The sequence below is a fragment of the Caballeronia sp. NK8 genome (assembly GCF_018408855.1).
Classification (GTDB): domain Bacteria; phylum Pseudomonadota; class Gammaproteobacteria; order Burkholderiales; family Burkholderiaceae; genus Caballeronia.
Genome location: NZ_AP024325.1, coordinates 717,527 through 743,744, shown reverse-complemented (window position 1 = coordinate 743,744; position 26,218 = coordinate 717,527). Strand labels below are relative to the sequence as shown.

Sequence of the window (26,218 nt, the reverse complement as noted above, 5' to 3'; positions counted from 1 at the left end):
TCAGAGCGCGGATCACGTTGCGGTCGGGCTTGCGGTCGTCAACCGACACATCGCGACTGCAGCGCCGTTTACGATGGGCGCGCTTCATGGATCGGCCGGCAAACTCCACCTGCGCAATGCCTTGGCGGAGGCCGCCACAAACGCTCTCCGATGCCTCAATTGATGCAGAATCGGCGCAAAGGCCACAACGACACGACCTGAATACGATGGACGACCCAGAATCGCTTTCCCTGGCACTGCCCGACGGCTCTAAGATCTCTGCGCTCCTCCGAGTGCCGGAGGACGCGCGAGCCCTATATGTCTTCGCGCACGGTGCCGGAGCGGGCATGCAGCACGCCGGCATGTCGTCATTGGCCGACGCGCTTGCGGCGGCCAAGGTCGCCACATTGCGCTACCAGTTTCCGTACATGGAGCGGGGCTCCAAGCGGGTGGACTCGCCAGCCGTGGCACATGCTGCCGTGCAGGCAGCCGTCGCAGAGGCCCGCCGGCGGCTGCCAGCCCTGCCGCTCTTCGCGGGCGGCAGATCGTTCGGCGGCCGCATGACGTCCCAGGCCCAAGCCATCTCCCCGCTCGACGGCGTGCGTGGCCTCGCTTTCGTCGCGTTCCCGCTGCACCCGGCGGGCACACCCGGCGTGGAGCGGGCACGGCACCTGGCAGACGTCACGGTGCCGATTCTCTTCCTGCAGGGCACGCGCGACAAGCTGGCCGAGCTTCACCTGCTGAGGCCGGTCGTCGAGTCGCTGGGGCCACGCGCCACGCTGCATGTGGTGGACGACGCAGATCATTCGTTCCACGTGCGCGCGTCCTCCGGCCGGACCGACGCGGAAGTCGTGCTCGAACTGGCACGGACGATGTCGGCGTGGTTCTTCGCCGAAGGAGAATTCGTGGGCGTTACCTGAGCAAGCGCAGGAATGCTTGTAGCAGAGTCGGGACGGGGAGCCGGCGAACTCGCCGTGCTGCATTCGCCCCTCAATCCCTTCGCTATCCGCAGATGGTCTGTCGCATAGCCACGATAAGCGACGCCTGTCGCGTCGACGGCGTTTTCCGAGTGCCGAGTGAGTGAATTTGTCAGATCCGCTTGCGGTGGTCTTGCCAGATGGCGGAGGGTCGAACAACGCGCATTGGCCGGTCACTGCCCGGCGCGGTCGCCCGAAACCGCCATATTGCTGACAATCATGAGGGCGTTGTCGAACGTCCGCAGAGGCCGACAAGGCGCAGTTTTATCGCGCGTCCACGACCGTCAGCAGACGCCGGCAGACCGCCGCTTAGCCGCGCCTTCACCAGTTTCTCGTTCAACTACTACCGGTCCACACACGTAAAACTCGCCGCATCGTTCACATTGCCGCCGACGAATTTCGGCCACGCAGGATAACGGCACAGCGGTCGCGTGCGTCCGAGTGTCGCTGTGTTGAGGTCGCTCATCTGCAGGGTCTCGGGCGCAGTGCCCGATTCGACCCAGCGGTCGAGCGCGGACAGCGAGTCGATCGCCGGATGAAACGGCCCCGTACCATGTCCGACTCCGGGCATCAGATAGAAGCGCACGAAGTCATCGACCTTTCCGCGTCCGTAGCGCTCGATCAGTCCGTTGTAGTAGTCGGTGCTCGAATCCGTGCTGACGATTTCATCGGCGAGGCCATGCGTGATGATGATCTTGCCGCCCTTGGCCCGAAACGCGCCGACGTCCGTATTCGTGGCATCGCTCAGGGCGGAGACGGTCTGCACACGCGTGCGGTAAGCGCCCGGATCGTACGGATCGAAGTTCAGCGAATCGAAGGTCGGAACGCGCGTGACGAAGTACTTGACCCATTGATCGCCCGTCACCCACTGATTCGCGTCGTGCTTGCCGGCGGGATTCGACGGCGTATTCGACTCGCCGAAATCGCGCGTCGTGTATGGTCCCGCGAACACCGAACCGGCGAGGATGTTGTAGCCCGCATAACGCCTCACGCCGTTGGCGAGCGGATAACGCAGCAGCATCGGCGAGGCGATCGTGACGACGGTCGCGAGCTGGCGATCGGAGAGACAGCTATCGCCCGCATCCGAGCCGCCCGGACAGCGCACCGACGCGAGCACCTTGAGCGCGTGCAGCTTGCAGGCATCGACGTTGGAAATGATGCCGTCGGCTACACCGTCGAGCGTATCGCATTCCTTCATCACGGCGTTCTGCAGCAGTTCGATCTTGGCGACGTCCAGCCAGCCCGCGCCGTTGCGCAGATAGAGCGCGCGTCCCAGCACGACGTTCGACAGACGCAAGCCGGTGTAGTTGAGCGCCGGACGGTTCACCACGATGCCGTCGTAATCCGCGGGCCAGCGCTGGATTTCGGTGAGACCGTCGCGCCCGCCCGTCGAACTGCCGAAGAAGTAGCGCTTCTCCGGCATTTGCGCATAGCGCTTCGTGATCAGCAGCATCGCGACGTCATGAGTCTTCTTGAGACTCAGACCGCCGTAGTTGGCGAGTGCTTCGTCATTGGCCGCGAAGGAACCATCCGTGATGCTCGAACTCTGGTGGCCCGAATCGTCGCTGAAGGTGGCGTAGCCGGATGCGAGCGGCGTTGGCGTGCCGGTGGACGCCATGTCGAGCGCGGCCACGCCGGTGATCAGCGTGCCGTCGAAACCGCCGCCGCCGTAGTGCAGCGACTTGTGGTTCCACTTGGTCGGCAGATTCACCTGGAAATTGATGACCGGCGCAGTCGGATCGACAGGCCCGATCGTGCCGTTCACCTGACAATACTCTCCGCTCGTTTCGACGAGCGTCGCGGTCGCGATCTTCGCGCCGCTGGTCGGCGCGCCAATGGATGCTGCCGGAATCGCCATGCCGCCGAGCGCAGCGCATTGTTGCGATGCTGTCTGGGTCTGGGTCTGCGCGTTCGCTTGCGATTGAAGCTGCGCGTTCGCGGCAGCAGCGGACGAACCGCCGTCATCGCCGCCGCATCCGGACATCGTCATCGAAACCGCCGCGCATAGCGCAGCGAGGGCGAGCGTGCGCCCCAATGTTCTTCTCGTCATGGTCGTCTCCTGTTTGGGCACGGGTCGGATGCCCGGGCCTGCTGCAAATGCCTGTCTTATTCGCTGGCGCCGCCCGCATCCGCGTCGACGGATCGCACGAGGCGCACGTCATCGCCGAACAGCGCGCGTACGCCTGCGTCCGATACGAACATCGCCTCGCCGCTATGACCCGCGCCGGGCACTTCGTGATAGCGATGGATCAGCCGGGGATGCCGCGCCAGCAGATACGCGTAATATGCCCGCCCCCGCGCCAGCCGATGCGGGCCCTGCGCATTCGCCGCGCAGGTACGGTCCAGCGCGGGATGCAGCGGATCGCAATCGCGTTCGCCCAGCAGATAAGTCACGTCGCTGCGCGCGTAATGCGCTTCCAGATCGCACGCACCCGCGCTGGCGCGTGCATATCGCGGCAAGCGGGCGAGGCCGTATTTCCAGTCGTTTACGGCGTCGCACGGTAGCCTCATGGGGAAGGGCCGTGACGCATCGAAATACACATACGACGACGGATTCGCGATCACATGACGCACCCTCGCAACGCGGCTCGACGCGCACCCGACGATCGCGTAACGGTGCGCCACCTGCGCGCCGCCCGAATGTCCCGCGATGACAATGTCGCGCAACGCCGGGTAGCGCGCGTAATGCTCGATCAACGCGTCCAGCACATCGAATGAACTCAGCGCGCACGGACCGCGCGCATCGAGTCCGCCCATCCATGAGGTCCATTCCCAATGCAGTGTGTCGGCATCGAGCGCGTGATGCTCGACATCGGCAGTGGCGAGGAATTGCGGCACCACGAGCAACGTCGACTCGGCCGCCGCGGACGCAGCTTGCAGCGCGCGCTCGGCCGTACGGAGATACGCATCGGCATCGCGCAGACGTCCGTGCAGCATGATGACGACGCGTTCGATCCTCGCCCGCTCCGTTGCGCCGCCCAGAAACACCGGCACCGCGCCGCTGCCGCGCGGCGTCGCGATGCGAAAGCGCGCGGCACCGACCACTCGCACCGGCACTTCGTTGCGCGGGCGCGTTTCGTCGACGGGCGTCGTCATGAGCGCGCGCCGTCCTTCGGCCAGAGATTCGGCTCGCGGCACAGACGCCGGCCCGATGCGCTCAGTCCCACCAGCAGCAGCGACACGATGCCCGCGAAAATCAGGTACCACGCGGGCACCATCCGCGATCCGGACACGCTTATCAGCGTCGACACGGTCAGCGGCGCGAGCCCGCCGAACAGCGTCACGGCGATGTTGTACGACAGCGCGACGCCCATCGAGCGCGTTGCAGTGGGAAACAGTTGCGTCAGCATGCCGGGATGCGCGCCGGACATCAGGCTCAGCACGACGGTGGCGATCATCTGCGCGGCGAACACGCGCCCGGGCGTCGGCGCCGCGAGCACCCACGAGAAAAGCGGCCACGCGGCGCAAATCCATACGATGGTGATTGGAAAGAAAAGTCTGTACGCGCCGAAGCGATCCGCGAGCTTGCCCGCCAGCGGATAGCCGGCAATGCCGATGAGGCCCGAAATGGCCGTGCCGAACAGCGCATTCTTCAGCGGCAGATGCAACTGCCGTTCGACGAACAGCGGCATGTACGAATGCCAGAGATAGTTGGTCGCCGTGCCGATGATGATCACGCCCATCGCACACAGCGCCGCGTCGCCGCGTTCGCGGAAGAACGTGCGCAAGGACTGACGCGGTGCATGCCCGAGCTGCTGGCGCAGCTGCACGAACTCCGGCGATTCGGACACTTTGTGGCGAATGTAGAAGCCGACCGGGCCGACCAGCGCGCCGAGCAGAAACGGCACGCGCCAGCCCCACGACGCGAGCGCTTCGCTCGACAGGTTCGTCGTCAGCAGGTAGCCGCAGGACGACGACAGCAACAGCGCGACCGCTTGAGAGGTCATCTGAAAACTGCCGAAAAACATCTTGCGCCCCGGCGGCGCGTATTCAGTGAGCATTGCGGCGGCGGTCGCGAATTCGCCGCCGACCGACAAGCCTTGCAGCACGCGCGCGAAGAGCACCAGCAAGGGTGCGGCGATGCCGATGCTGGCGTAACCGGGCGTAAGGCCCATCAGCAGCGTACTGCCGGCCATCAGGAGAATCAGCAGCGAAAGCGTTTTGCGCCGTCCGTGCCGGTCCGCCCACGCGCCGATCGCGATTCCGCCCAGCGGACGCACGATAAAGCCGATCGCGAACGTCGCGAGCGTCAGTGTGATTGACAGAAAGTTGTTGCCGACTGGAAAGAACACATGCGCGATGGTTTTTGCGAAATAGCCATAGATCAGAAAGTCGAACCATTCCAGTCCGTTGCCTATGACCGACGCCAGCACCGCGCGGCGCACCTGCGAGTTCGACAGCGGCGGGGCAGCAGCAAGCGGCGCGCCGGTGTTCAGCACGGTTTGCATATGTCTCCTTTGATTTTTCATCGCGCGAACCCAGCTTAAAAAGCATGCCGCCAAATGTAAAATACATATCGGATAGTGTTGCCATATTCAATGGCTATACCAGAGGTGAACACGATGGAACTGCGCCATTTGCGTTACTTCCTCGCCGTGGCGGAAGAGCGACAGTTCACGCGCGCGGCGGCGCGGCTGCATATGCAACAACCGCCGCTGTCGCAGCAGATTCAGGAACTGGAGCAGGAATTGGGCTTCGCGCTGTTTCTGCGTCAGCCGCGCGGCGTAGAACTTACTGCGCCCGGCCAGGCGTTCGCGGAGCATGCGCGCGCGGCCTTGCGCACATTAGAGCAGGGCGTGACGCATGCGCGGCGCGTGTCGCAGGGGCAGGTTGGGCGCGTGCGTATCGCGCTGACGAGCTCGGCGGCGTTCCATCCGCTCGCGACCACGGCGATCCGCGCGTTCCGGGAAACGAATCCGGATATCTCGATCGAACTGAGCGAGGTCAACGCAGCCGAGATCATCGAGATGATGTCGAACGGGCAGATCGACGTGGCAATCCTGCGCAAGCCCATCGAGACGCCTGTCGATCTGCGCTTCGAGCTGCTGGCGCAGGAGCGCATGCTGCTCGTGCTGCCACTCGGACATGTGCTGATCGGCGCGCGCGCGGTGGCGCTGGACGCACTCACCGGCGAGCCGTTCATCTTCGTCCGGCGGCCGGGCGCGCCGGGCATGTACGCGGATTTCATCCGTGCGTGCGAGGCGCGCGGTTTCACGCCGCGCGTGGTTGACGAAGTGCCGCGCATGGTGACAGCGATCAACCTCGTTGCGGCAGGCGGTGGCGTCACGTTGGTACCGGCGTCGATGCAGCGATATCGACAGGAGAGCGTGCGCTATTGCCGTGTCGCCGGCGATGATGCGTTTCGCGCGCCGTTGCATCTCGTTACGCGGCCGCAGACGCAGAGTCCGGCCGCGTCGCGCTTCAGGGAGATGGTGCTCAAGTTCGCTCAGGTATCGGCGTGAAAGAAGGGTGAGGTATCGTCGTCGGTAGCTACGGGTTCACCTCGTCGCGCCTACCAATTTCAAATCCCTGACTGTGCTTGTAACCGCATGGAGACGGGCTTGCAAAAACGCACAGCGGCCTGGAACGTCTGCTCGCTCTGGATTTATCCCCGATAACGTTGGGCGTAGGCCTGCGTTGTCGTGGTCCGGCTTTACTTTGATGCACTTATCGAAGAGAGGCGTTCAGCCTCCTCAGCCGGAAGCACACGACCAGTTGCCGAAGTCGCGTCCGCTGTGCGCTGCATTCGACTTTCGTCGCGCGGTGCGGTTGCGAGAACCCCTCCAACAACGATCGCGCCGACGATAGCGATACTTGACGCGAGCATGATCTGCCGGCGCAAGCCTTGAGGCGCGGATGTCGCAGTTTCCTCCGATGCGTCCGCCGGAGGGGCATTCGGCGGCAGAGCGGTCTGACAGCGTTTGCATACAGAGGCCATAGCGCTTACGTCGGCTCCGCATGTATCGCATATGTTGTAGCGCATTCTATTATTTTCTCGATTTTCTACGTCGCGCGCAGCTGGGGTGGCCGCAAGCCAACGAGGACGGAGCGATGTCGGCATAACGGCAGTGGAAGCGCAAGACTTGAGACGCTTAGGCAGGTGATCTGACGAACGAAAAGGGAAGTTCGTCGACGACCGTCGGATTTTGGCTCGACGGTGCGGGCGAAGTCCCAACGCAACCTCACGAGCACCGATGCCTGAGTGTCCGAAATGGCCGAATGAGGAAGTGCGAGCGAAGGCTGCACTGGCTAAGGCTATGGCGTGTCAAAAAGCTGCGAAAGCACTGTAAAGTAAACCGAAGGCAGTCCGTAAACAGCATGAAAGAAATGGATTTCCCATCGGGGGAAACCCTCTCGCATCTGTCTACGGAGAATCACAACCATGAAGGTCGTCACCAAACTGGGCCTGGGCTTCGGCCTCGTGCTGTCGATGTTGTTCGCGGTGCTCGCCTTCGGTCTTGTCAGCATGTCGCAAATCCAGGCGCGCTTCGATGAAGTCGTCGAAGTCAACAATGCGGAAGCGAAGCTCGCGCACGCGCTGAGCCTGTCGGTGAGCGACCGGATGATCGCGCTGCGCAACATCGTGCTCCTGACCGATTCGGTCGCGGTCGAGACGGAGAAAGCGCGCATCCGCGCGCAGGCGCAAGGCTATGCGCAGGCGTACGGCGCGCTCGGCGCGCGCTTCAAGGAAAGCGAGCACACCTCAGCAACCGAGCGCGCCGTGTTCGACAAGCTGCGCGCGAACGAGGCCGCCGCCGCGCCGATCATCGAAAAGGCGATCTCGCTTGCCGAAGCGCGCGAGCAGCAGGCGGCGATTCGCGTGCTGATCGACGAGTTGCGGCCGGTGCAGCGCGAGTGGATGAGCACCACGAAAGACATGATCGCGCTGCAGGACGAACAGAACGATATCGCCAACCGCGATGCCGACGCCGCCTACGCGCGCGCCAAGGCGATCATGCTCGCGCTCGGCGCGGCGGCCGTGCTCACCGGCATCGTGGCCGCGCTCGTCATCACGCGCGGTGTCACGCGCGCGCTCGGCGGCGAACCGGGCGAAGCGATGGCGCTCGCCGCGCGCATCGCGCAAGGCAATCTGCGCGATGCGATCGCCGTCGATGGCCGCAGCCCCGACAGTCTGATGGTCTCGCTCGAAACGATGCGCGCGCGTCTGAACACGATCGTGCTCGGCATTCAGTCGTCGAGCGTGGCGATCGCCGAGGCGGCCAGCGAGATCGCGCAAGGCACCGTCGATCTCTCGAAGCGCACGGAGTCGCAGGCGGCATCGCTCGAAGAAACCGCCGCGAGCATGGAAGAATTCGCGAGCGCCGTCGCGAAGAACGCCGACAACGCCGCCGAAGGCACGCACGCCGCGACCAAGGCATGCGGCGACGCGACTCAGGGCGGCGACACCGTCAACGACGTCGTCGCAACCATGCGCAGCATCGCGCAGGCTTCCTCGCACATGGCCGACATCATCGGCGTGATCGAAGGCATCGCGTTCCAGACCAATATCCTCGCGCTCAATGCGGCCGTCGAGGCCGCGCGCGCGGGCGATCAGGGCCGCGGCTTCGCGGTCGTCGCCGGCGAAGTGCGCGCGCTCGCGCAGCGCAGCGCCGTGGCCGCCAAGGAGATCAAGACGCTCATCGACGATTCGAACGCGCGCGTGTCGAACGGCTCGGTGCTCGTCGAGCATGCGGGCGGCACGATCGAAGGTCTGATCGCGTCCGTGAGTCGCGTGACGGGCATCATGAGCGAAGTGGCGGCGGCATCCGGCGAGCAGCGCATGGGCATCGATCAGGTAAATGTGGCCGTCGCGCAGATGGACGAGGTCACGCAGCAGAACGCGGCGCTCGTCGAACAGGCGTCCGCCGCCGCGCAATCGCTCGCCGAGCAGGCCGAAACGTTGCGTCAGGCGGTCGCGGTGTTTCAAGTCGAGTGAGCCGCGGTCCGAGTCAGGCCTCGCCGACCGCGAAGTCCCTTACTAATGCGTCGCGGCCGGTCACGCTGCGGCGCAGACTAAGTTGCAACAGTCGTGCTCTCGCTGTCGCATACAGACGACCGAACAGGTTCTGCGCGTTGACTCGAAAGGCGTCCGCGCGTGACCCTCAGACGTACGCTTTCGAAGAGCACCTGCGTATGAGGGAAGGTTTGCGACGCCTGATACGACGCGCACGATTCATGTGTCGTCTCACTACCCCTCAATGCATTCAACGGCAATCATCGCCTTCGGCCAATCAGCGACGCCCAGCCGCGTTTGAGAGCAAGCTGCCAAGGGGCCGCACTCTACTCGAAGGCAGTCATCGGAGTCTTGAAAGAAAGCGGCCCCCAGCATCTGACCGCCTAGGTGAGGTCGGCGCGTCCCACCTAACGCGTGCTTTGTCTGGGGAGGTCGTCGTTTCGCTACACTGCGCATTTTCGCTGACGATCTGCTAGGAGAAGACGCATGGACCGCATGGTGGCGATGGAGACCTTCGTAACAGTTGTCGATGCGGGTTCGTTTTCTGCCGCCGCACGCCGCTTGAAGCTCGGCCAGCCAGCCGTCTCAAAGGCGGTCGCACAACTGGAGGAACGTCTAGGCGCCCGTCTGCTGCTGCGATCGACACGTGGCCTCGCGCCGACGGATGCCGGTCAGCGTTTCTACGATCACGCACTGAGGGCCATCGATGAGGCCGATCAGGCCGAGCAGGCTGTGCGCGAGTCGTCGGAAGGCTTGTCGGGACGGTTGCGCATCGGCGCTGCCGTTACGTTCGCCCGGCTGCATGTCTTGCCAGCCCTCAAGTCTTTCCTGGACCAGCACCCCAATCTGAGCATCGACATCGTACTTGACGATCGGTCCGTCGATTTGCTTGGAGAGGGCGTCGATGTCGCATTGCGTATGGGCACGCTGGACGATTCGACCATGACCGCGCGTCGCATCTCCAGCGCGCGGCGGTTCGTCGTCGGCACACCGTCATATTTCGCCGAAGCCGGCGTCCCTCAGACACCTGTCGACCTTAACCGGCATCAGGCAGTCGTTTACTCTCTGCGAGGCGGCGGTGAATCGTGGTTGTTCAGCCGCAGTGACGGCTCCGACTCGACCGTGACCTTGTCCGGCCGGATAAGCGTGAACGCGGCTGAAGGCATGCGCACGGCGGTACTCGGGCACATGGGCTTTGCCGTCGCTTCGGAATGGATGTTCGCCCCCGAACTCGCAAACGGCACGGTTCAGGCCGTCCTGACTGACTGGACGTTGCCGCCGATCGACCTGTGGGCGGTTTTCCCGTCCGGTCGCATGGCAACCACGAAGGCGCGTGCCTTCATCGCGTTTGTCGAGCACCTTCTCAATGAGCGCAACTCTGGCGCAGGCCTCACCGGCTAGACGCTGCGCACCTTTGCCCCCTCGCAGCAGGAATAGGCGCTATTCCCCGCCCGCGGCTACCGGGCGATTCCGCCTCAGCGGAGGATACGCATCAACCAATGCACGAAACATTGGCTCCGATGCAGCAGTCCCTTCCGGCTGTTCAAGCCGGAGGACCGCTTCAAAACCTACTGTTGAGGAAAAGCATGACCCAAGCTCTGAAAGGCAAACTCGCGCTCGTGACGGGCGCTTCGCGTGGAATCGGCGCAGCTATTGCGGCGCGTCTTGCGCGCGACGGCGCATCCGTCATCGTTCACTACGCGTCGAGTGCGGCGCGGGCTGAAGCCGTCGTCAAGGAAATCCGCGATGCCGGCGGCGAGGCTGAGGCTGTCGGCGCCAATCTGTCGCAGCCAGAAGGCGTCAAGAGCCTCATAGGGTCGCTGAATGGCGCGTTCGGCGGCCGCTTCGAAGGGCGGCTCGATATTCTCGTCAACAACGCTGGCACAGTCGAATATGGGCCGTTCCTCGATTCGTCGGACACGTCGTACGACACGCACTTCAACCTGAATGTGCGCGCGCCGATCGAACTGGCTAAAGACGCGGCTGCGCGCATGGTCGCGGCAGGCTGGGGGCGCATCATCAACGTGGGCTCGGCTTTCGGCGAAGCCGCGCCCTTGCCTGGCGTGACGCTCTACATCGCCTCGAAGTTCGCCCTCAGAGGCTTTACGCGCGGGTTATCGCGTGAACTCGGGAAATTCGGCGTGACCGTGAATGCGGTGCAACCCGGCCCGATCGATACAGAACTCGCTCCGCAACCCGGCACGGAAGACCACGCAACGATGACGAAGCTCGCAAGCGTTGGCCGTTTCGGAAAACCGGAAGAAATCGCGGCGGCCGTAGCTTATCTAGCCAGCCCCGAAGCAGGCTATACGACCGGGGAGAGCCTGACGGTCGACGGCGGATGGATTGCCTGACCCGTGCCGCCAAGCATTTCGCTGACACTGCGGCGGCGCCGTGATCGGTTTAGCGGTGCAACCTACCGAGCGGTGCCAGTCGAGGGACTCGCACACAGTTGACGGAACCGATCGGGACAGCATCAGGAGCGGCTGCGCGTCGCAAGTGCGACCGCTTTTGCTTCGATGTCGGTGCCAGTGGTTGACCGCCCAAGGTCGATCAGAGACCCTCGCCGCTGCGGTGATCGGGCGTTACACGAAGTCCTGACCGACGAATGGCCAGGTGCAGCTACAACTCATCATGCTCAACCCGCAATGGCTGCGCACGTTCGCTGCGCTGGCCGAACTCGGCAACTTCACGCGCGCGGCGGAACGGCTCGATCTGACGCAGGCGGCCGTCTCTCAACATTTGCACCATCTGGAAGATGCGCTCGGTCTGCTGGTGATACGCCGACCGCGTGCCATCGAACTAAGCACTCAAGCACTCAAGCACTCAAGCACTCAAGCACTCGAGCACTCGAGCACTCGAGCACTCAAGCATCGCTCGCAAGAAAACTTCTGCAATCCAGGCGCCGGCTCAAGCAGCGGCGCGGAAAAAGCAAATCTTGCAAGGACCAACCCGTTCGATGCCGACGTAGGCAAGCGGCAGAGTGCTTATAATCGCAATATATCGATTCACCATTTGCGATTCGAAACTTTCGTCGATGCCGGTCAGTGCCTATGCCGAAACTGAAAACACCAGGGTCCGCACCGCCTTCCACGCGCAGCCGCAAGTCGTCACAAGGGTCGCCGACCGTGCAGGACGTCGCGCGTCTCGCAAAGGTTTCCGTGGGCTCGGTATCGCGCGTACTCAACGGGCGCGACAACGTCGCCCCGGAAATCCGCGAGGCCGTGACGAGAGCGGTCGCACGGCTGAATTTCGTGCCGAATGCGGTGGCGCGCAGCATGCGCAGCGGGAGCTCGAAGGCGATCGCGTGCCTGATCTCGGATATCGCACAGCATACGGCGGCGCAGATGGTAAGCGCCGCCGAAACTCGCTTGCGCGAGCGCGGCTACGAGATTCTCATCGCCAATTCGCACTACGACCTGGAGCGCGAGCGCGCCTTTCTCGAAAGCCTGCGCCAGCGTCGCCTCGACGGCCTGATCGGCGTGATCTCCGATGACGAGACGCCCTCGTACTACAACATCCTCCATACGCTGAACATGCCCGTCGTGCTGTGGGAGCGCGATGCGCAAGGCCAGTTCCATTCGGTGCTCACCGATCACGCCGACGGATGCCGTCAGGCCGTGCGTTATCTGGCGTCGCTCGGACACAGGCGGATCGGGCTGGTTGCGGGCCACGAGCACACGTGGGTCGGGCGGGAGATGGTGCGTGGGTACACCGTCGAGTGCGAAGCCGCCGGCATCGCAGTGGATCCCGCGCTCATTCGGCGGACCGACGCCTTCGACGAACCCGCCTGTCACGCGCTACTCGCGGGGCCGTCGCGGCCGACCGCGATGGTCGCTCCGCTCAACGACGCCGCACTGGTGCTGCAGATCGCCCGCGAGCTCGGCCTGAGCGTGCCGCGCGATTTCTCGGTCGTGTCGGTCGGCGATCATCAGTACGCGAGCCTCTGCGCGCCGGCGCTGACCGTCGTGACGCAGGAGCCGCGCGACATCGGCAGGGAAGCGGCGGACCTCATGCTGCAACTGCTCGACGGCACCGCGCCGCCCGGCATCCGGCGGTCGCGGCATCCGATGCGCATGATCATCCGCGAATCGTGCGCCGCGCCGCCGGTTGCGGCCGCCACGCCGGGTCGACGCCGGGCGCGGACCGTTCAGCCCGGCTGAGCCTCTCAGGGTCAACCCGATTTGACAGCGTGTTTCAGATCGGCGATCGTTCGTGAATCGATTCACCGAAGTGGCAAACGAAGGGCGCGCGGCAGATTTTCATCGCATTTCGCCGGCTGGAATCGCATTTCCGGCGTTCCTCATTTTTGATTGGTTGACGTGTAAGTATCAGGTTCGTATCGTTAGTGAATCGATTCACGAATGTCAGAACGGGGACACAGAGGACAACAATGAGTTTCGACAGAACCCGAAGACAGATGCTTCGAATGGGCGCAGCGGGGCTCGCGGGCTGGTCGCTGCCACTCGCTTTCGGCCAGCGGGCACTGGCGGCGCAGGGCGGCGTGCTGACGGTCGCGATCCCGAGCAATCCGCAGACGCTCGATCCGATCAATCAGCCGAATCACGACGTGATGGCGATCAACCAGTTGATCTTCGAGAATCTGGTCGGCATCGATGCCCACGGCCAGCGCGTGCCGCAACTGGCGCGCGCATGGACCGTCTCGCCCGACCGTCTGACGTATCGGTTCGATCTGGAGCGCGGGGTGACCTTTCAGAACGGCCAGCCGTTTTCGTCCGTCGATGTCAAATACAGCTTCGATTACGTGCTCGATCCCGCGCACAAGGCTTTTCGACGCCCGTTCTGGACCGTCATCGATGCGGTGACGGCGCCGGACGCGAACACCGTCGTGATTCGCCTGAAGCGGCCGTATCGGCCCTTGCTCGACTACATGTCGAAGTACATGGGCATCTTTCCGGCAGGCAGCCGCGAGCAGCACCCGGGCGAGTTCTTCCGGCATGCGCCGGTGGGCGTCGGCACGGGGCCGGGGATTTTCGTGCAGTCGCGAGCGAACGACTTCGTCGAGCTGCGCCGCAACCCGAATTACTGGCGTCGCGGCGAGCCGCAATGGGAGCGCGTGATGTTCCGCATCATTCCAGAGGAGTCGTCGCGGCTCGCTTCGTTGATGTCGATGCAGACGCAGGTCATCAGCGCGCCACCCGCGCAGCTCTTCGGGCAGATTCGCCGCTCGCCGGGCATCGCGGGTGACAGCAGGCCGTCGCCGACGAGTCCGCTGATGCTGTGCCTCAACACGCGCAAGGCGCCGTTCGACGATCCCGCGTTTCGTCAGGCCGTCTCACTCGTGCTCGACCGAGTGAAAATCTGCCGCGACCTGTGCTACGGCGCGGTCAAGGCGAGCAGCATGCCGTTCGCGCCGGATTCGCCGTGGTACGACGCAGCCAGCGCCGCGAGCCTCGATTTCGATCTGGCGAAGGCCCGCGCCGCGCTCGCGCGCTCGAAATACGCAACGGGCGCGTCGTTCGATCTGTTGTACGTGCAGCCCGCGTATCTGATCGATACCTCGACCACCGCGCTCTTCATGCAGTCGCAGCTCGCGTCGATCGGCGTGCGCGCCAATCTTCGGCCGCTCGACTTCGGCCAGATGATTTCGCAGGCGATGGTCGGGAATCATCAGGCGGTGCTGACGGGTTTCATCGCGCCGCCGGAAGCGACCTACCTTCTGAACGCGCTGTTCCGTCCGACCGAGAGCCTATGGAAAGCGACCGGCTACGACAATCCCGCTTTCGTCGATCTGATCGACAAGAGTTACGGCGTGGACGAACCCGCCGACCTCAAGGCGCTGCTCGCGAAGATGCAGCAGACGATCGCGCGCGATGCACCCGCGGTCTGGATCGGCGCACTGGAAGTTCAGAACCTCTGGCGCAGCGAAGTGAAGGGTTTCGAAGTGAACACGGGCTTCTCGCTCGCACTCGGCGGCGTGTCCGTCGGGCGGGCATGAGGGATATGCGATGAGAATCTTCTCCAGGCTGCTGTCCTCGCTGATGCTGCTCGTCGTCGTGAGCGCGCTGCTCTTCGCGATGTGCCGCGCGACGCCCGTTTCGCCCGCGCGCCTCACGCTGGGCAGCGACGCGAGCGCCGATCAGATCGCATCGTTCAACCGTCAACACGGGCTCGACAGGCCGGTCGTCGCGCAATACGGGGCATGGCTCACGCACGCCGCGACGCTCGATTTCGGGCACTCGTATGTATCGGGCAACGACATCGGGCCGGAGATCGCCGATACGTTGCCGGGCACCGTCGAGCTGGTCACGCTGTCGTTCGTGCTGACGCTCGTCATGTCGATCTTGCTCGGCACGATCGCGGCATTGAAAGAAGACGGCGCCGCTGACCATATGTTGCGGATCGCGGCGATCGTCGGACTGTCGATACCTTCGTTCTGGCTCGGCCTGCTGCTGATCCGCTATGTCGCGCTCAAGACGGGCTGGCTGCCGGTCGGCGGACTCGTGCCGTGGGCCGACGGCATCGGCGCGCACCTCGGCTCGCTGATACTGCCGGTGCTGACGATGTCGGTCTATTACATCGCGGTCCTGAGCCGTCTCGTGCGCACGAACATGGTCGATGCGCTCTCGCAGGACTACATCCGCACGGCGCGCGCGCTCGGACTGCCGCGCGGGCGCATCCTCGTCTATGCATTGAAGAACGCGTTGCCGTCGCTCGTGAGCACGGCCGCGATGAGCTACGGCTACATGTTCGGCTGGGCGCTCATCGTCGAGCAGATCTTCAACTTGCCGGGCGTGTCGCGCGCGCTCCTGGCGGCAATCTTCCAGCGCGACTATCCCGCCGTCCAGTCGATCGTGCTAGTGATCACGACGATTTTCATTGTGTCGAACGGCTGCGCAGATCTCGTGCAGGGCGTTCTCGATCCGAAGGTGAAACGCACATGATGGCCGATTCCTCCTTGCCTGCCGTGCCCGAACGGCCTTCCGCGATGACCGCCACCGCGCGCAGCGCGGGCCGCTTCGTGCGTGCGCTGATGCGCGAGCCGACCGGTGCGGTCGGTCTCGTGTTGATCGTCGTGCTGCTCGGCGTAGCGCTGTGTGCGCCGATCCTGCCGCTCAAAGATCCGTTGAAGCTCTATATCGACCATCGCTTGCAGGCGCCGGGCGCGGAGTTCTGGCTCGGCACGGACCAGGTCGGACGCGACATGCTGAGCCGCGTGATCTGGGGCGCGCGCGCATCGCTTGCCATCGGGCTCGCGGCGGTCGCGATCGGCGTGGTGCTCGGCACGGCCATCGGTCTGATCGCGGGCTACAAGGCGGGCACATGGACCGACGAACTGCTGATGAAAACGATGGAAGTGCTCGCGTCGATTCCGCTGCTCATCTGGGCGATCGCACTCGTCGGCATCACGGGAACGGACACGATTCATGTCGCGGGCATCGCGCTCTCCAACGAGACGAAGCTCGTGTTGCTGATCGGCGTGCTCTACGCGCCGGGTCTCGCTCGTCTCACGTATGGTCTGGCGCGGGCCGAGGTGCAGGCGGAATACGTCGCGGCGCGCCGTCTTCAGGGCGCGAGCGCAACGCGCATCGTGCTCTCCGACGTGCTGCCGAACATCATCTCGCCTGTGCTCGTGCAGGCGACGCTGCTGCTCGGCGTGACGATCATCGTCGAGGCGTCGTTGAGTTTCATCGGACTGGGCGTGCAGCCGCCGACGCCGAGCTGGGGCGCGATGCTCTCCGACTCGCGCGCGCTGATCTTCACCGACTTCTGGTGGGTCTCGATCTTTCCCGGCGCGGCGGTGTTCGCGAGCGTGCTGGCGTTCAATCTCGTCGGCGACGGCATGCGCACGATCCTCGATCCGAGGCGTCGTCGCCGCGTGGCCGACGCGACGCAGGGAGGTGCGGCATGAAGAGCGAACTGCTATCGGTGGAAGGGCTGCGGGTCGCTTACGGGCACGGCCGCGATGCGCTCGAAGTGCTGCACGGTCTCGACCTGACAGTGAGCGCCGGCGAGGCAGTTGGCCTTGTCGGCGAGTCGGGTTCGGGCAAGAGCGTGGCGTCGCTTGCCGTGCTCGGCCTGCTCGGTTCGGGCGGGCACGTGACCGGCGGGCGCATTTTCTTCGAAGGCGAAGACCTCGCGCAGGCCGGCGAAGCGCATCTGCGCGAATTACGCGGCAAGCGTCTGTCGATGATCTTCCAGGACCCGGGCACCGCGCTCAATCCCGCATTCACGATCGGCACGCAGATCGCCGATGTGATCCGCGCGCATCGGCCGGTGCGTGGCCGCGCGCTTGCGGGTGAGATCGAAGACATCCTGGCGCGTGTCGGCTTCAGGGATCCGCGTCGCGCGGCGCGTGCCTATCCGCACGAACTGAGCGGCGGCATGAAGCAGCGCGCGCTGATCGCGGCGGCAATCGTCTGCGAGCCCTCGCTCCTGATCGCCGACGAACCGACCACCGCCCTCGACGTCACCGTGCAGGCGCAGATCGTCGCGTTGCTGCGCTCGCTGGTGCGCGAGCTGAACATGGGCCTCGTCTTCATCACGCACAACCTCGACCTGATGGCGGAGCTGTGTTCGCGCGCCGTCGTGCTGCGTCATGGCGAGGTCGTGGAGCACGGCGAAGTCGCGCAACTTTTCATGCAGCCGGCGCATGCGTACACGCGCCAGCTGATCGACAGCATTCCGCGTTTGCCGCGCGAGGCCATGACCGGGGAGGGCCGCAATCATGCTGCAATCTGATCGCGCCGTGCCGCTACTTCGTTTGTCCGATGTGGGCAAGTCGTACGCGCTGGGGCGCTCCGCGCTCGCGCGCCTCTTGAGGCGCGAGCACTTTCACGCCGTAGCCGGGCTCTCGTTCGACCTCGCGGCGGGCGAGTCGCTCGCGATCGTCGGCGAGAGCGGCAGCGGCAAGTCGACCGTCGCGCGCATGATGGTGCGCCTCATCGAACCGACTGGCGGCGATATCGAGTTCAACGGGCGATCCATCGTGCAGCTCGCGGGCGGCGAACTCGCCGCGTTCCGCAAGCAGGTGCAGATGGTATTCCAGAGCACGATGAACTCGCTCAATCCGCGCAAGACGGTCGCCACGGCGCTCGCCGAAGCCATCGGCCGCGACGGCGTGCCGATTCCCGATCTGCTCGACATGGTGCGCCTGCCGCGCACGGTGCTCGCGCGCCTGCCGCATCAGTTGTCGGGCGGGCAGCGGCAGCGCGTCGGCATCGCGCGAGCGCTGGCGCGTCGGCCGACGCTGCTCGTCGCCGACGAGCCGACCTCCGCGCTCGACGTGTCGATTCAGGCGGAGATCATCCGCTTGCTGCGCGAGCTGCATCGCACGGCGGGTGTGACGCTCGTGGTCATCAGCCACGATCTCGCGCTCGTCGGTGAACTGTGCGAGCGCGTAGCCGTCATGCAGACAGGTCGGCTCGTGGAAATCGGCAACGCAAGCCAGGTGCTGCATGCGCCGCGCGAACGCTACACGGCGGAACTGCTTGCTGCGATTCCCCGAGGCCTTGCAGGACAGCACGCGGCCGCGTGAGCCGCGCAACGAACCCACTACGCGACTGAAACGAAGCCCGGACATTCGGTGGACTGCATGAATATCCGCACCAAATGAATCGATTCATTCGCGAACATCAATCGTCGCCACGACCGGAGCATCGGCGACGCCAGTCTGGAGAGAAGCAGTGAAGATCAGATCGCTCGGCATGCTCGCGCTCGCGGGCGCGAGTTGTGCGGCCCACGCGCAAAGTTCCGTCACGCTGTATGGCGTCATCAACGAGGCGCTGACGTGGTCGTCGAATCAGGGCGGCCATCACGCCGTGCAACTGACGGGCAACGGCGAGTACGGCAGCCGCTGGGGCCTGAAAGGTGCGGAAGATCTGGGCGGCGGAACCCAGGCGATCTTCACGCTGGAGAACGGCTTCAATCCCGTCAACGGGGCGCTCGGCCAGAACAACCGCATGTTCGGGCGTCAGGCGTATATGGGCGTGGCCAACGCGCAGTACGGCACGCTGACCTTCGGGCGCCAGTACGACGCCATCGTCGGCACGCTGCAGACGATGACCTCCAACGGCGCGTGGGGCGGCGTGATGTTCTCGCATCCCTACGACAACGACAACACCGACAACTATCTGCGCGTGAACAACTCGGTGAAGTACACCTCGCCGAATTTCCACGGCTTCACCGGCATCGCGATGTACGCGTTCAGCAACGCGGCCGGTGACTTCTCGAACAATCGCATGTGGTCGGTCGGCAGCATCTATAAGCAGGGACCGTTCTCGATCGCGGCGGCTTATTCGCTCTACGACAGGCCCGGCGTCAACACCACTCCGACGGTCAACACCGGCGGCGCGATCACCTGCTGCGACGCGCCGATCACCTCGAAGCGCGAGCAGATCGCGGGCATCGGCGCGTCATACATATTCGGGCCCGCGAAGTTCAGCCTGATGTACAGCAATGCGATCTACAACAACGTGGGCACGTCGCTCACGAGCGGCATCAACTATCGCTTCAACAACTACGAAGCGAACGTGCGCTACACCGTCACGCCGACTCTGCTGGTCGGCGTGGCCTATACCTACACGAGCGACAACATCACCGGCGGCCCCGATGGGCCTACGCAGGTGCACTGGCATCAAGTGAACCTCCTCGTCGACCAGTTCCTGTCGAAGCGCACCTCGGTCTATCTGGAAGTGATCTGGTTGCGGGCAGGCGGCGGGGTGTTTCCGCGCCCGGTCGGCGGTCCGCTGCCGGCGACGTCGGACGGCACGCTGGCTTCGCAGGTCCAGACCATGAGTCCGTCGTCAACGAAGAATCAGGCGGTGGCGAGCATCGGCTTCGTGCACAAGTTCTGAGCGGCTTTTTTTTGATGCTCTTAATGAATCGATTCACTGACGCGCGTTTGGCGGCGTCGAACATGAAGAGGCGGTGAGCATGTCAGAAAGACTTTATCGGGCAGGCGTGGATATCGGCGGGACGTTTACCGATATCGTCGTCATCGACGATCTGGGCGTGGTGCACACGAAGAAGGTGTCGTCCACGCCACAGGACTACGGCGTGGCGATCGTGACAGGACTGGAGGCGCTGCTTGCGTCGCTCGGCGCGACGCCGCGTCAGGTGACCGAGCTGGTGCACGCGACGACCATCGCCACCAACACGGTGCTGGAAGGCAAGGGCGCGCGCACGGCGCTGGTGACGACGCGCGGCTTCCGCGATGTGGTCGAGATCGGTCGCCTGCGCGTGCCGATGCTCTACAACCTCTCGTATCGCAAGCCCGCGCCGCTGGCGAAGCGCCGTCATCGCCATGAAGTCGACGAGCGTCTGAATGCCGACGGCTCCGTCGCCAAGGCGCTCGACGATGCGGAGGTCATCGCGGTGGCCGAACGGATCGCGGCGCAGGACATCGAATCGGTCGCGATCAGCCTGCTGCACGCCTATGCGAATCCGGAGCACGAGATCCGCGTTCGCGAACTGTTGCGCCGTGTGCTCGGCGAGCGCGTGTATCTGACGTGCTCGCACGAGATTCTTCCGGAGATCCGCGAATACGAGCGCACCAGCACGACCGTGGTGAACGCGTATCTCGGACCCGTCGTGGTGAGCTATCTGCACTCATTGATCGCGAGACTGCGCGATGTCGGCATGCGCGGGCCGGTGCAGATCATGCATTCGAACGGCGGCGTGATGAGCGCGGCGGCCGTCATGCAGAAACCGGCGGCGATCATCGAATCCGGTCCGGCGGCGGGCGTGATCGCGGGGGCATCGGTGGCGTCGGCGTCGGGATCTGCCGACTGCATCACCGTCGATATGGGCGGCACGACCGCGAAGGCCGCGATCATCGAGAACGGCGAACCGGCGCGCACGACGGAATATGAGGTTGGCGCGGGCATCAACCTGAGCAGCAAGCTCGTGAAGGGCGGCGGCCATGCGGTGAAGCTGCCGTTCATCGATGTGTCGGAGATCGGCGCGGGCGGCGGCAGCATGGTGCGCATCGACGCGGGCGGCCTCGTGAAGGTCGGGCCGGACTCGGCCGGTTCCGTGCCCGGTCCGGTTGCCTACGATGCCGGCGGCACGACGCCCACGCTCACCGACGCGGTTCTCGCGCTCGGCTATCTGAATCCGCGCTATCTGGCGGGCGGCGAGTTGCGCATCGACCACGCGAAAGCCTGCGATGCGATGCGCGCGCACGTGGCCGAACCGACGAACACGGAATTGCACGAAGCCGCCTACGGCGTGTTCTCGATCGCCGCATCGACGATGACGCGCGCGGTGAAAGCCGTATCGACGTATCGCGGCCGCGACCCGCGCGACTTCGCGCTGTTTGCGTTCGGCGGCAACGGGCCGATCATCGTGCACGCGATCGCCGCGCTGCTCGACATGCGCACGGTGATCGTTCCGCCGAGTCCCGGCGTGTTCAGCGCGCTCGGCCTGCTGTTCTCGACGACGCAGCATGAATTCATGCAGACGATGTTCCGCCGGGTCGACACCGACGCCGCAGCGCCGCTCTGCGATGCGCTCGAAGATCTGGCAGCGCGCGCCCGTGCCGAGATGATCGAAGAAGGTCTTGCGCGCGATGACATCGAGTTGCGCTGCTCGCTCGATCTGCGTTACGCGGGGCAGGCGTATGAACTCGCCGTGCCGCTCGCGTGGCGATCGGGCGAGGCCGTCGATATCGCAGAAGTGAAGCGCGCCTTTCACGCGGAGCACGAGCGTACCTACGGTCATGCATCGCAGGAAGATGTTGTCGAACTCGTCAATCTGCGCGTGCTCGGCAGCCTGAAGTCGGAGCGCTCGCGCGTGTACGACGCGCGGCGCGCGGGAGGCGCCCGCGCCGATGCGGGGACGCGCGTGATGCGGCGCGCGTACTTCGGTCCGGCGCACGGTTTCGTCGATACACCGGTCATCTCGCGCGCGACGCTGCGCGCCGGGCCGCTCGACGGGCCGGTGATCGTCGAGGAATACGACTCGACCTGCGTCGTGCCGCCGGGCGCGCGCGCCCGTGTCGACGCGCATGAAAACATCGTCATCACGCTGGGAGACAACACATGACATCCGCCACGCACACGCCGTCTTCGGACGACGCCATCACCCTCGAAATCGTCAAGAATGCGCTCGGCTCGGTGGCGGACGAGATGGCGCTCGTCGTGCTGCGCTCGGCCTATTCGCCGATCGTGCGCGACTCGATGGACTTCTCCACCGCCGTCTTCGACCGGCAAGGCCGCGTGATCGCGCAAGGTCTCACGCTGCCGATCCACCTCGGCGCGTTTCCCGCGGCGATGCGCAACGTGATCGAGCGCTTCGGCGCAAGCGGCCAGCCGGGCGATGTCTATGTGATGAACGATCCGTACACCTCGGGCGGCATGCATCTTCCCGACGTGTATCTGATTCAGCCCGTGTTCTTCGGCGGAAACATCGAAGGCTATGTGGCGACGATCGTGCATCACGCCGATATCGGCGGCATGGCGCCGGGCAGCATGGCGATCGGCGCGACCGAGATCTTTCAGGAAGGCTTGCGCATTCCGCTGCTCAAGCTCTTCGATGCGGGCGAGCCGAATCACACGCTGATCGCGCTGCTCGAAATCAATTCGCGCATGCCCGATCAACTGCGCGGCGATCTGCGCGCGCAGGTCGCGTCGTGCCGTGCGGGCGCGCGCGGGCTCGCGCAACTGATCGAGAAATACGGCGCCGATGGCTTCGGCCGGCTCGTCGATGCGCTGCACGACTATGGCGACCGGCTGACGCGCCAGGCGATCGCCGCGATGCCCGACGGCGAATACTGCTATGACGACTTCATCGACGGCCTGGGCGACCGGCCGCAGCCGATCCGCTTTCGCGTCAGGGTGACGATCGCCGGCGACGAAGTGACGATCGACTGGAGCGGCACCGATGCACAGGTGCCCGGCGCGATCAACGGACCGTTCGCGACGACGCAATCGGTCGCATACGCGGCGGTGCGCTGCGCGATCGGCGTAGACGTGCCGAATTGCGAGGGCTTCTCGCGCCCGGTGCATGTGTTCGCGGAGCCGGGCTCGATCGTCAATCCGCTGGAGCCCGCGGCGTGCGCTGCGCGCGGCATCATGGCGTATCGCATGTTCGACGTGCTGCAAGGCGCGTTTGCGCAGATCGTGCCGGATGCGATGCCCGCGCTTGGCGAAGGCGGTCCATCGGTGGTGTCGATCTCGGGACGCGGCGCGGCGGGCAACTGGCTGATCACGGACGGCATTCTTGGCAGCTGGGGCGCAAGCGCGCGGTGCGACGGCAGCGAGGGCATCGCCAATCCGCTCGGCAATCTGTCGAATCAGCCGGTCGAGCTGATCGAGGCGCGCTTGCCCGTCGTCATCACGGATTATGGTTTCGTGCCGGACTCGGGCGGCGCGGGCAAGCATCGGGGCGGACTTGCGATGCGCCGCACGTATGCGCTGCGGGCGGAAAGCGCGTCGCTGGGCTTGCGCTCGGACCGGCGCGCTCACCGGCCGGCAGGTTCGCACGGCGGACTGGACGGCTCCCCGTCGTTCAATCTGCTCACGCGCGACGGCGAATCCATGCTGCTGCCGAGCATGCCGAGTTCGGTCATCGCGCTCGGGCGCGACGACCGGGTCTGTCATATCGCGGCGGGCGGCGCAGGCTACGGTCCGCCTTGGGAGCGCGAGCCGCAGGCGGTCCTGGAGGATGTGCTCGACGGACTGATCTCCGGGCGCATGGCGCGCGATCTTTATGGCGTGGCCATCGACGGAGGCGAGATCGATGCTGTCGCGACCGAAGCGGCACGCGCCGCGCTCGCGCAATTGCCGGCCGATGAACTGCGCGCGCGGCAGGACCGCGTCTTCGCCGAATCGAACGGCCTGCAGGAAGCGCTGTCTTTTCGGACCGGCGAGGTGCGGTCATGAACGCATGCGCCGACGACCTGCGCGAATACCGTCTGCTGCGTCCCGCGTGGGCGGAGATCGACGAAGGCGCGATCGCCGCGAATCTCGCGGTGGCGCGCAAGCTCGCGGGCGACGCGAAGATCTGGTTCGTCTGCAAGGGCGACGGCTTCGGCTTCGGCGCGGCGAAAGTCGCGCGCCTCGCCGACGACGCCGGTGTCGATGGCTTGTGTGTCGGCAGTCCGGAAGAGGGTATGGCGATTCGCGCGGCGGGCGTCACGCGCGACATCCTGCTGTTCGCATCGACGCTGCCGGAGGACGCGGCGCGCGTCGCGTCGCTCGGCCTGATCGTCACGATCCAGAGCATGGAGAGCCTGCGCGCGTTCGTGGCGGCGGGCGTTCCGGTCGATGCGTTCATCGAGATCGATCCGGGCTTCGGCCGTTTCGGTTTTCTCGCGTCGCAATGGGTAGAAGCGTTCGCCGTGCTCGCGCAGCAGTCGACCGTTCGCCTGAAGGGTGTCTACACGCACCTGAGTTCGCCCGGCGACGAGGCGATCACCGCGCGCCAGGCGGGCGTTTTCGATGCCGCGCTCGCCGATGCGCATTCTGCTGGTTTCCGCAATCTGGAGACGATGCTCGCGAGTTCGCGCGTGATGATCGCGCATCCGGCGCTGCGTTACAGCGCGGTCGATCCGGGACGGCTGCTCTACGGCGCGCTCGATGCCGAATGGATGGCGCGTGTGCCGTTGCGCCCGATGCTCAGCGCCATTCGCGGACGCATCATCCATGTGCAGGAACATCCGGAGGGATCGACGCTCGGTATCGGCTATGCGGCGCCCATTCGCCTCGAGCGCGCGATGCGCGTCGGCGTCGTGCCGATCGGGTTCGGGGATGGGCTGAATCACGTGCCGCCGTTCGGACGCGTGCTGATCGGCGGACGCGAGGCGACGATCATGGGGCGGCGCTCATTGCAACACACGGTGATCGATCTGAGCGCGTTGCCCGAGGCCGGAGTCGGCAGCGTCGTGACGATCGTCGGCGAGGACGGCGGCGGGTTCATCGGCATCGACGAACTGGCCGATGCGATGCGTATTCCGGTGATGGAGTTGCTGCCACGGGTCGTGCGGATGTTGCCTCAGATATCCCGGACTTGAGTCGGGAGATGCGGACCGGTCGATGCGGGTTGACCCTAGATTTGCCCGCGTCTTCGTTAGCTATAATCGCGCGGTCAGGCGCTGTGATCCAGCGTCGCGACAGGCAGGAAGGGTTACCCCCCATTCCCTGATCAACGCAATTGCCGTTCCCCACAGGAGACTGGCATGTCAGACCGACTCATCATTTTCGACACCACCTTGCGCGATGGAGAACAGTCGCCGGGTGCCTCGATGACCAAAGACGAAAAACTGCGCATCGCCCGACAACTCGAGCGCATGCGCGTCGATGTGATCGAAGCAGGGTTCGCCGCGAGTTCCGAAGGGGACTTCCAGGCGATTCGAGCAATCGCCAGCGAGGTAAAGGACAGCATCGTCTGTTCCCTGGCGCGGGCGAACGAGCGTGACATTTCGCGAGCCGCCGAGGCACTGAAGCCGGCCAGCCGATTCCGCATTCATACCTTCATCGCCACATCTGCGCTGCATATGGAAAAGAAGCTGCGCATGTCGCCTGATCAGGTTTATGAACAGGCGCTGCGCGCAGTGCGTCTGGCGCGCGGTCATACCGATGACGTCGAGTTCTCGCCGGAGGACGGGAGCCGCTCCGACCTCGACTTTCTCTGTCGCGTGATAGAAGGCGTGATCGACGAAGGCGCGACTACCATCAACGTCCCCGATACGGTCGGCTATGCCGTTCCGGATGGCTACGCTGCGTTGATCCGCGAGCTTCGTGAACGCATTCCCAATTCAGACCGGGCGGTCTTTTCGGTCCACTGTCACGATGATCTCGGCCTGGCCGTCGCCAACTCGCTTGCGGCCGTCAAGTCGGGCGGGGCCAGACAGATCGAGTGTGCGATCAACGGCCTTGGCGAGCGAGCGGGCAATACGGCGCTCGAGGAAGTCGTGATGGCAATCAAGACGCGACGGGATGTCTTCGGCCTTGATGTGCTCGTCGACACAACTCAGATTGTCGAAGCCTCGCGGCTGGTTTCGGAAATCACAGGGTTCACGGTGCAGCCGAACAAGGCGGTCGTCGGCGCCAATGCATTCGCGCATGCATCGGGCATCCACCAGGACGGCGTGCTGAAAGCGCGCGACACCTACGAAATCATGCGCGCGGAAGACGTAGGCTGGAGCGCGAACAGGATCGTGCTCGGCAAACTGTCTGGTCGAAATGCATTCAGGCAGCGGTTGCAGGAGCTGGGAATCGAGATCGACAGCGAAGCTGAACTGAATGCAGCGTTCGTTCGATTCAAGGCGCTCGCCGATCAGGAAGCAACCGTGTCCGACGACGCACTCGTCGCTTTGTCGCGGCAAGACACGGTGGCGGATACA

Annotated in this window: 18 protein-coding genes and 2 pseudogenes; 17 read left to right on the top strand and 3 right to left on the bottom strand. The window is 64.7% G+C overall.

Annotation, left to right across the window (positions count from 1 at the left end; translation table 11 throughout):
• Window positions 1-206 precede the first annotated feature (206 nt).
• Window positions 207-899 (top strand): alpha/beta family hydrolase, encoded by a 693-nt coding sequence (locus tag NK8_RS28780; RefSeq protein ID WP_213233141.1) that lies wholly within the window; start codon window positions 207-209, stop codon window positions 897-899.
• Between the two features lie 400 nt (window positions 900-1,299).
• Here the strand turns inward: NK8_RS28780 and NK8_RS28775 are convergent, their stop codons facing one another.
• Genes NK8_RS28775 through NK8_RS28765 form a run of 3 tightly spaced genes read right to left on the bottom strand, consistent with a single transcriptional unit; the run spans window position 1,300 to window position 5,404 of the window.
• Window positions 1,300-3,006 (bottom strand): tannase/feruloyl esterase family alpha/beta hydrolase, encoded by a 1,707-nt coding sequence (locus NK8_RS28775; protein WP_213233140.1) that lies wholly within the window; start codon window positions 3,004-3,006, stop codon window positions 1,300-1,302.
• A gap of 56 nt (window positions 3,007-3,062) precedes the next feature.
• Complete coding sequence (locus tag NK8_RS28770) at window positions 3,063-4,052, bottom strand: hypothetical protein (RefSeq protein ID WP_213233139.1); 990 nt, start codon at window positions 4,050-4,052, stop codon at window positions 3,063-3,065.
• Window positions 4,049-5,404, bottom strand: coding sequence for an MFS transporter (locus tag NK8_RS28765; RefSeq protein WP_213233138.1), 1,356 nt, complete (start codon window positions 5,402-5,404; stop codon window positions 4,049-4,051). Before NK8_RS28765 ends, NK8_RS28770 begins: the two co-directional genes overlap by 4 nt.
• A 114-nt stretch (window positions 5,405-5,518) precedes the next feature.
• On the opposite strand from NK8_RS28765, the gene NK8_RS28760 reads away from it, so the two are divergent.
• The 16 genes and pseudogenes from NK8_RS28760 to NK8_RS28685 all read left to right on the top strand — a co-directional run.
• Window positions 5,519-6,418 carry a LysR family transcriptional regulator gene (locus NK8_RS28760; RefSeq protein ID WP_213233137.1) on the top strand — a complete coding sequence of 300 codons (900 nt, stop codon included), beginning with the start codon at window positions 5,519-5,521 and terminating at the stop codon, window positions 6,416-6,418.
• A gap of 920 nt (window positions 6,419-7,338) precedes the next feature.
• On the top strand, window positions 7,339-8,892 hold the full coding sequence (locus tag NK8_RS28755; RefSeq protein WP_213233136.1) for a methyl-accepting chemotaxis protein: 1,554 nt from the start codon (window positions 7,339-7,341) through the stop codon (window positions 8,890-8,892).
• A gap of 504 nt (window positions 8,893-9,396) precedes the next feature.
• Window positions 9,397-10,311, top strand: coding sequence for a LysR family transcriptional regulator (locus tag NK8_RS28750; protein WP_035942847.1), 915 nt, complete (start codon window positions 9,397-9,399; stop codon window positions 10,309-10,311).
• A 185-nt stretch (window positions 10,312-10,496) separates the two neighbouring features.
• Window positions 10,497-11,264, top strand: a complete 768-nt coding sequence (locus NK8_RS28745) for an SDR family NAD(P)-dependent oxidoreductase (protein WP_213233135.1) — start codon at window positions 10,497-10,499, stop codon at window positions 11,262-11,264.
• Between the two features lie 280 nt (window positions 11,265-11,544).
• Window positions 11,545-11,718 (top strand): annotated as a pseudogene (locus tag NK8_RS28740) (LysR family transcriptional regulator); the annotation flags it as partial.
• Between the two features lie 245 nt (window positions 11,719-11,963).
• The gene (locus NK8_RS28735) at window positions 11,964-13,073 is read left to right on the top strand and encodes a LacI family DNA-binding transcriptional regulator (protein ID WP_213233134.1); all 1,110 of its coding nucleotides are present in this window, start codon (window positions 11,964-11,966) and stop codon (window positions 13,071-13,073) included.
• Window positions 13,074-13,330: 257 nt separating this feature from the next.
• Window positions 13,331-14,869 (top strand): ABC transporter substrate-binding protein, encoded by a 1,539-nt coding sequence (locus NK8_RS28730; protein WP_225936503.1) that lies wholly within the window; start codon window positions 13,331-13,333, stop codon window positions 14,867-14,869.
• A gap of 10 nt (window positions 14,870-14,879) precedes the next feature.
• Complete coding sequence (locus tag NK8_RS28725; protein WP_213233132.1) at window positions 14,880-15,815, top strand: ABC transporter permease; 936 nt, start codon at window positions 14,880-14,882, stop codon at window positions 15,813-15,815.
• Window positions 15,812-16,783: an ABC transporter permease gene (locus NK8_RS28720; protein ID WP_162068357.1), complete on the top strand. Its 972-nt coding sequence runs from the start codon at window positions 15,812-15,814 to the stop codon at window positions 16,781-16,783. Before NK8_RS28725 ends, NK8_RS28720 begins: the two co-directional genes overlap by 4 nt.
• Window positions 16,780-17,613: an ABC transporter ATP-binding protein gene (locus tag NK8_RS28715; RefSeq protein ID WP_162068358.1), complete on the top strand. Its 834-nt coding sequence runs from the start codon at window positions 16,780-16,782 to the stop codon at window positions 17,611-17,613. The genes NK8_RS28720 and NK8_RS28715 overlap by 4 nt, the downstream gene beginning before the upstream one ends.
• On the top strand, window positions 17,600-18,409 hold the full coding sequence (locus tag NK8_RS28710) for an ATP-binding cassette domain-containing protein (RefSeq protein ID WP_213233131.1): 810 nt from the start codon (window positions 17,600-17,602) through the stop codon (window positions 18,407-18,409). Before NK8_RS28715 ends, NK8_RS28710 begins: the two co-directional genes overlap by 14 nt.
• A 148-nt stretch (window positions 18,410-18,557) precedes the next feature.
• Entirely contained in the window at window positions 18,558-19,727 is a 1,170-nt protein-coding gene (locus tag NK8_RS28705) for a porin (protein WP_225936502.1), read from the top strand.
• 79 nt (window positions 19,728-19,806) lie between these two features.
• Entirely contained in the window at window positions 19,807-21,918 is a 2,112-nt protein-coding gene (locus NK8_RS28700) for a hydantoinase/oxoprolinase family protein (protein WP_213233130.1), read from the top strand.
• Entirely contained in the window at window positions 21,915-23,756 is a 1,842-nt protein-coding gene (locus NK8_RS28695) for a hydantoinase B/oxoprolinase family protein (protein ID WP_213233129.1), read from the top strand. Before NK8_RS28700 ends, NK8_RS28695 begins: the two co-directional genes overlap by 4 nt.
• On the top strand, window positions 23,753-24,886 hold the full coding sequence (gene alr, locus NK8_RS28690) for an alanine racemase (RefSeq protein ID WP_213233128.1): 1,134 nt from the start codon (window positions 23,753-23,755) through the stop codon (window positions 24,884-24,886). Before NK8_RS28695 ends, alr begins: the two co-directional genes overlap by 4 nt.
• A 165-nt stretch (window positions 24,887-25,051) precedes the next feature.
• A pseudogene (locus NK8_RS28685) lies at window positions 25,052-26,206 on the top strand (2-isopropylmalate synthase); the annotation flags it as partial.
• Window positions 26,207-26,218 lie beyond the last annotated feature (12 nt).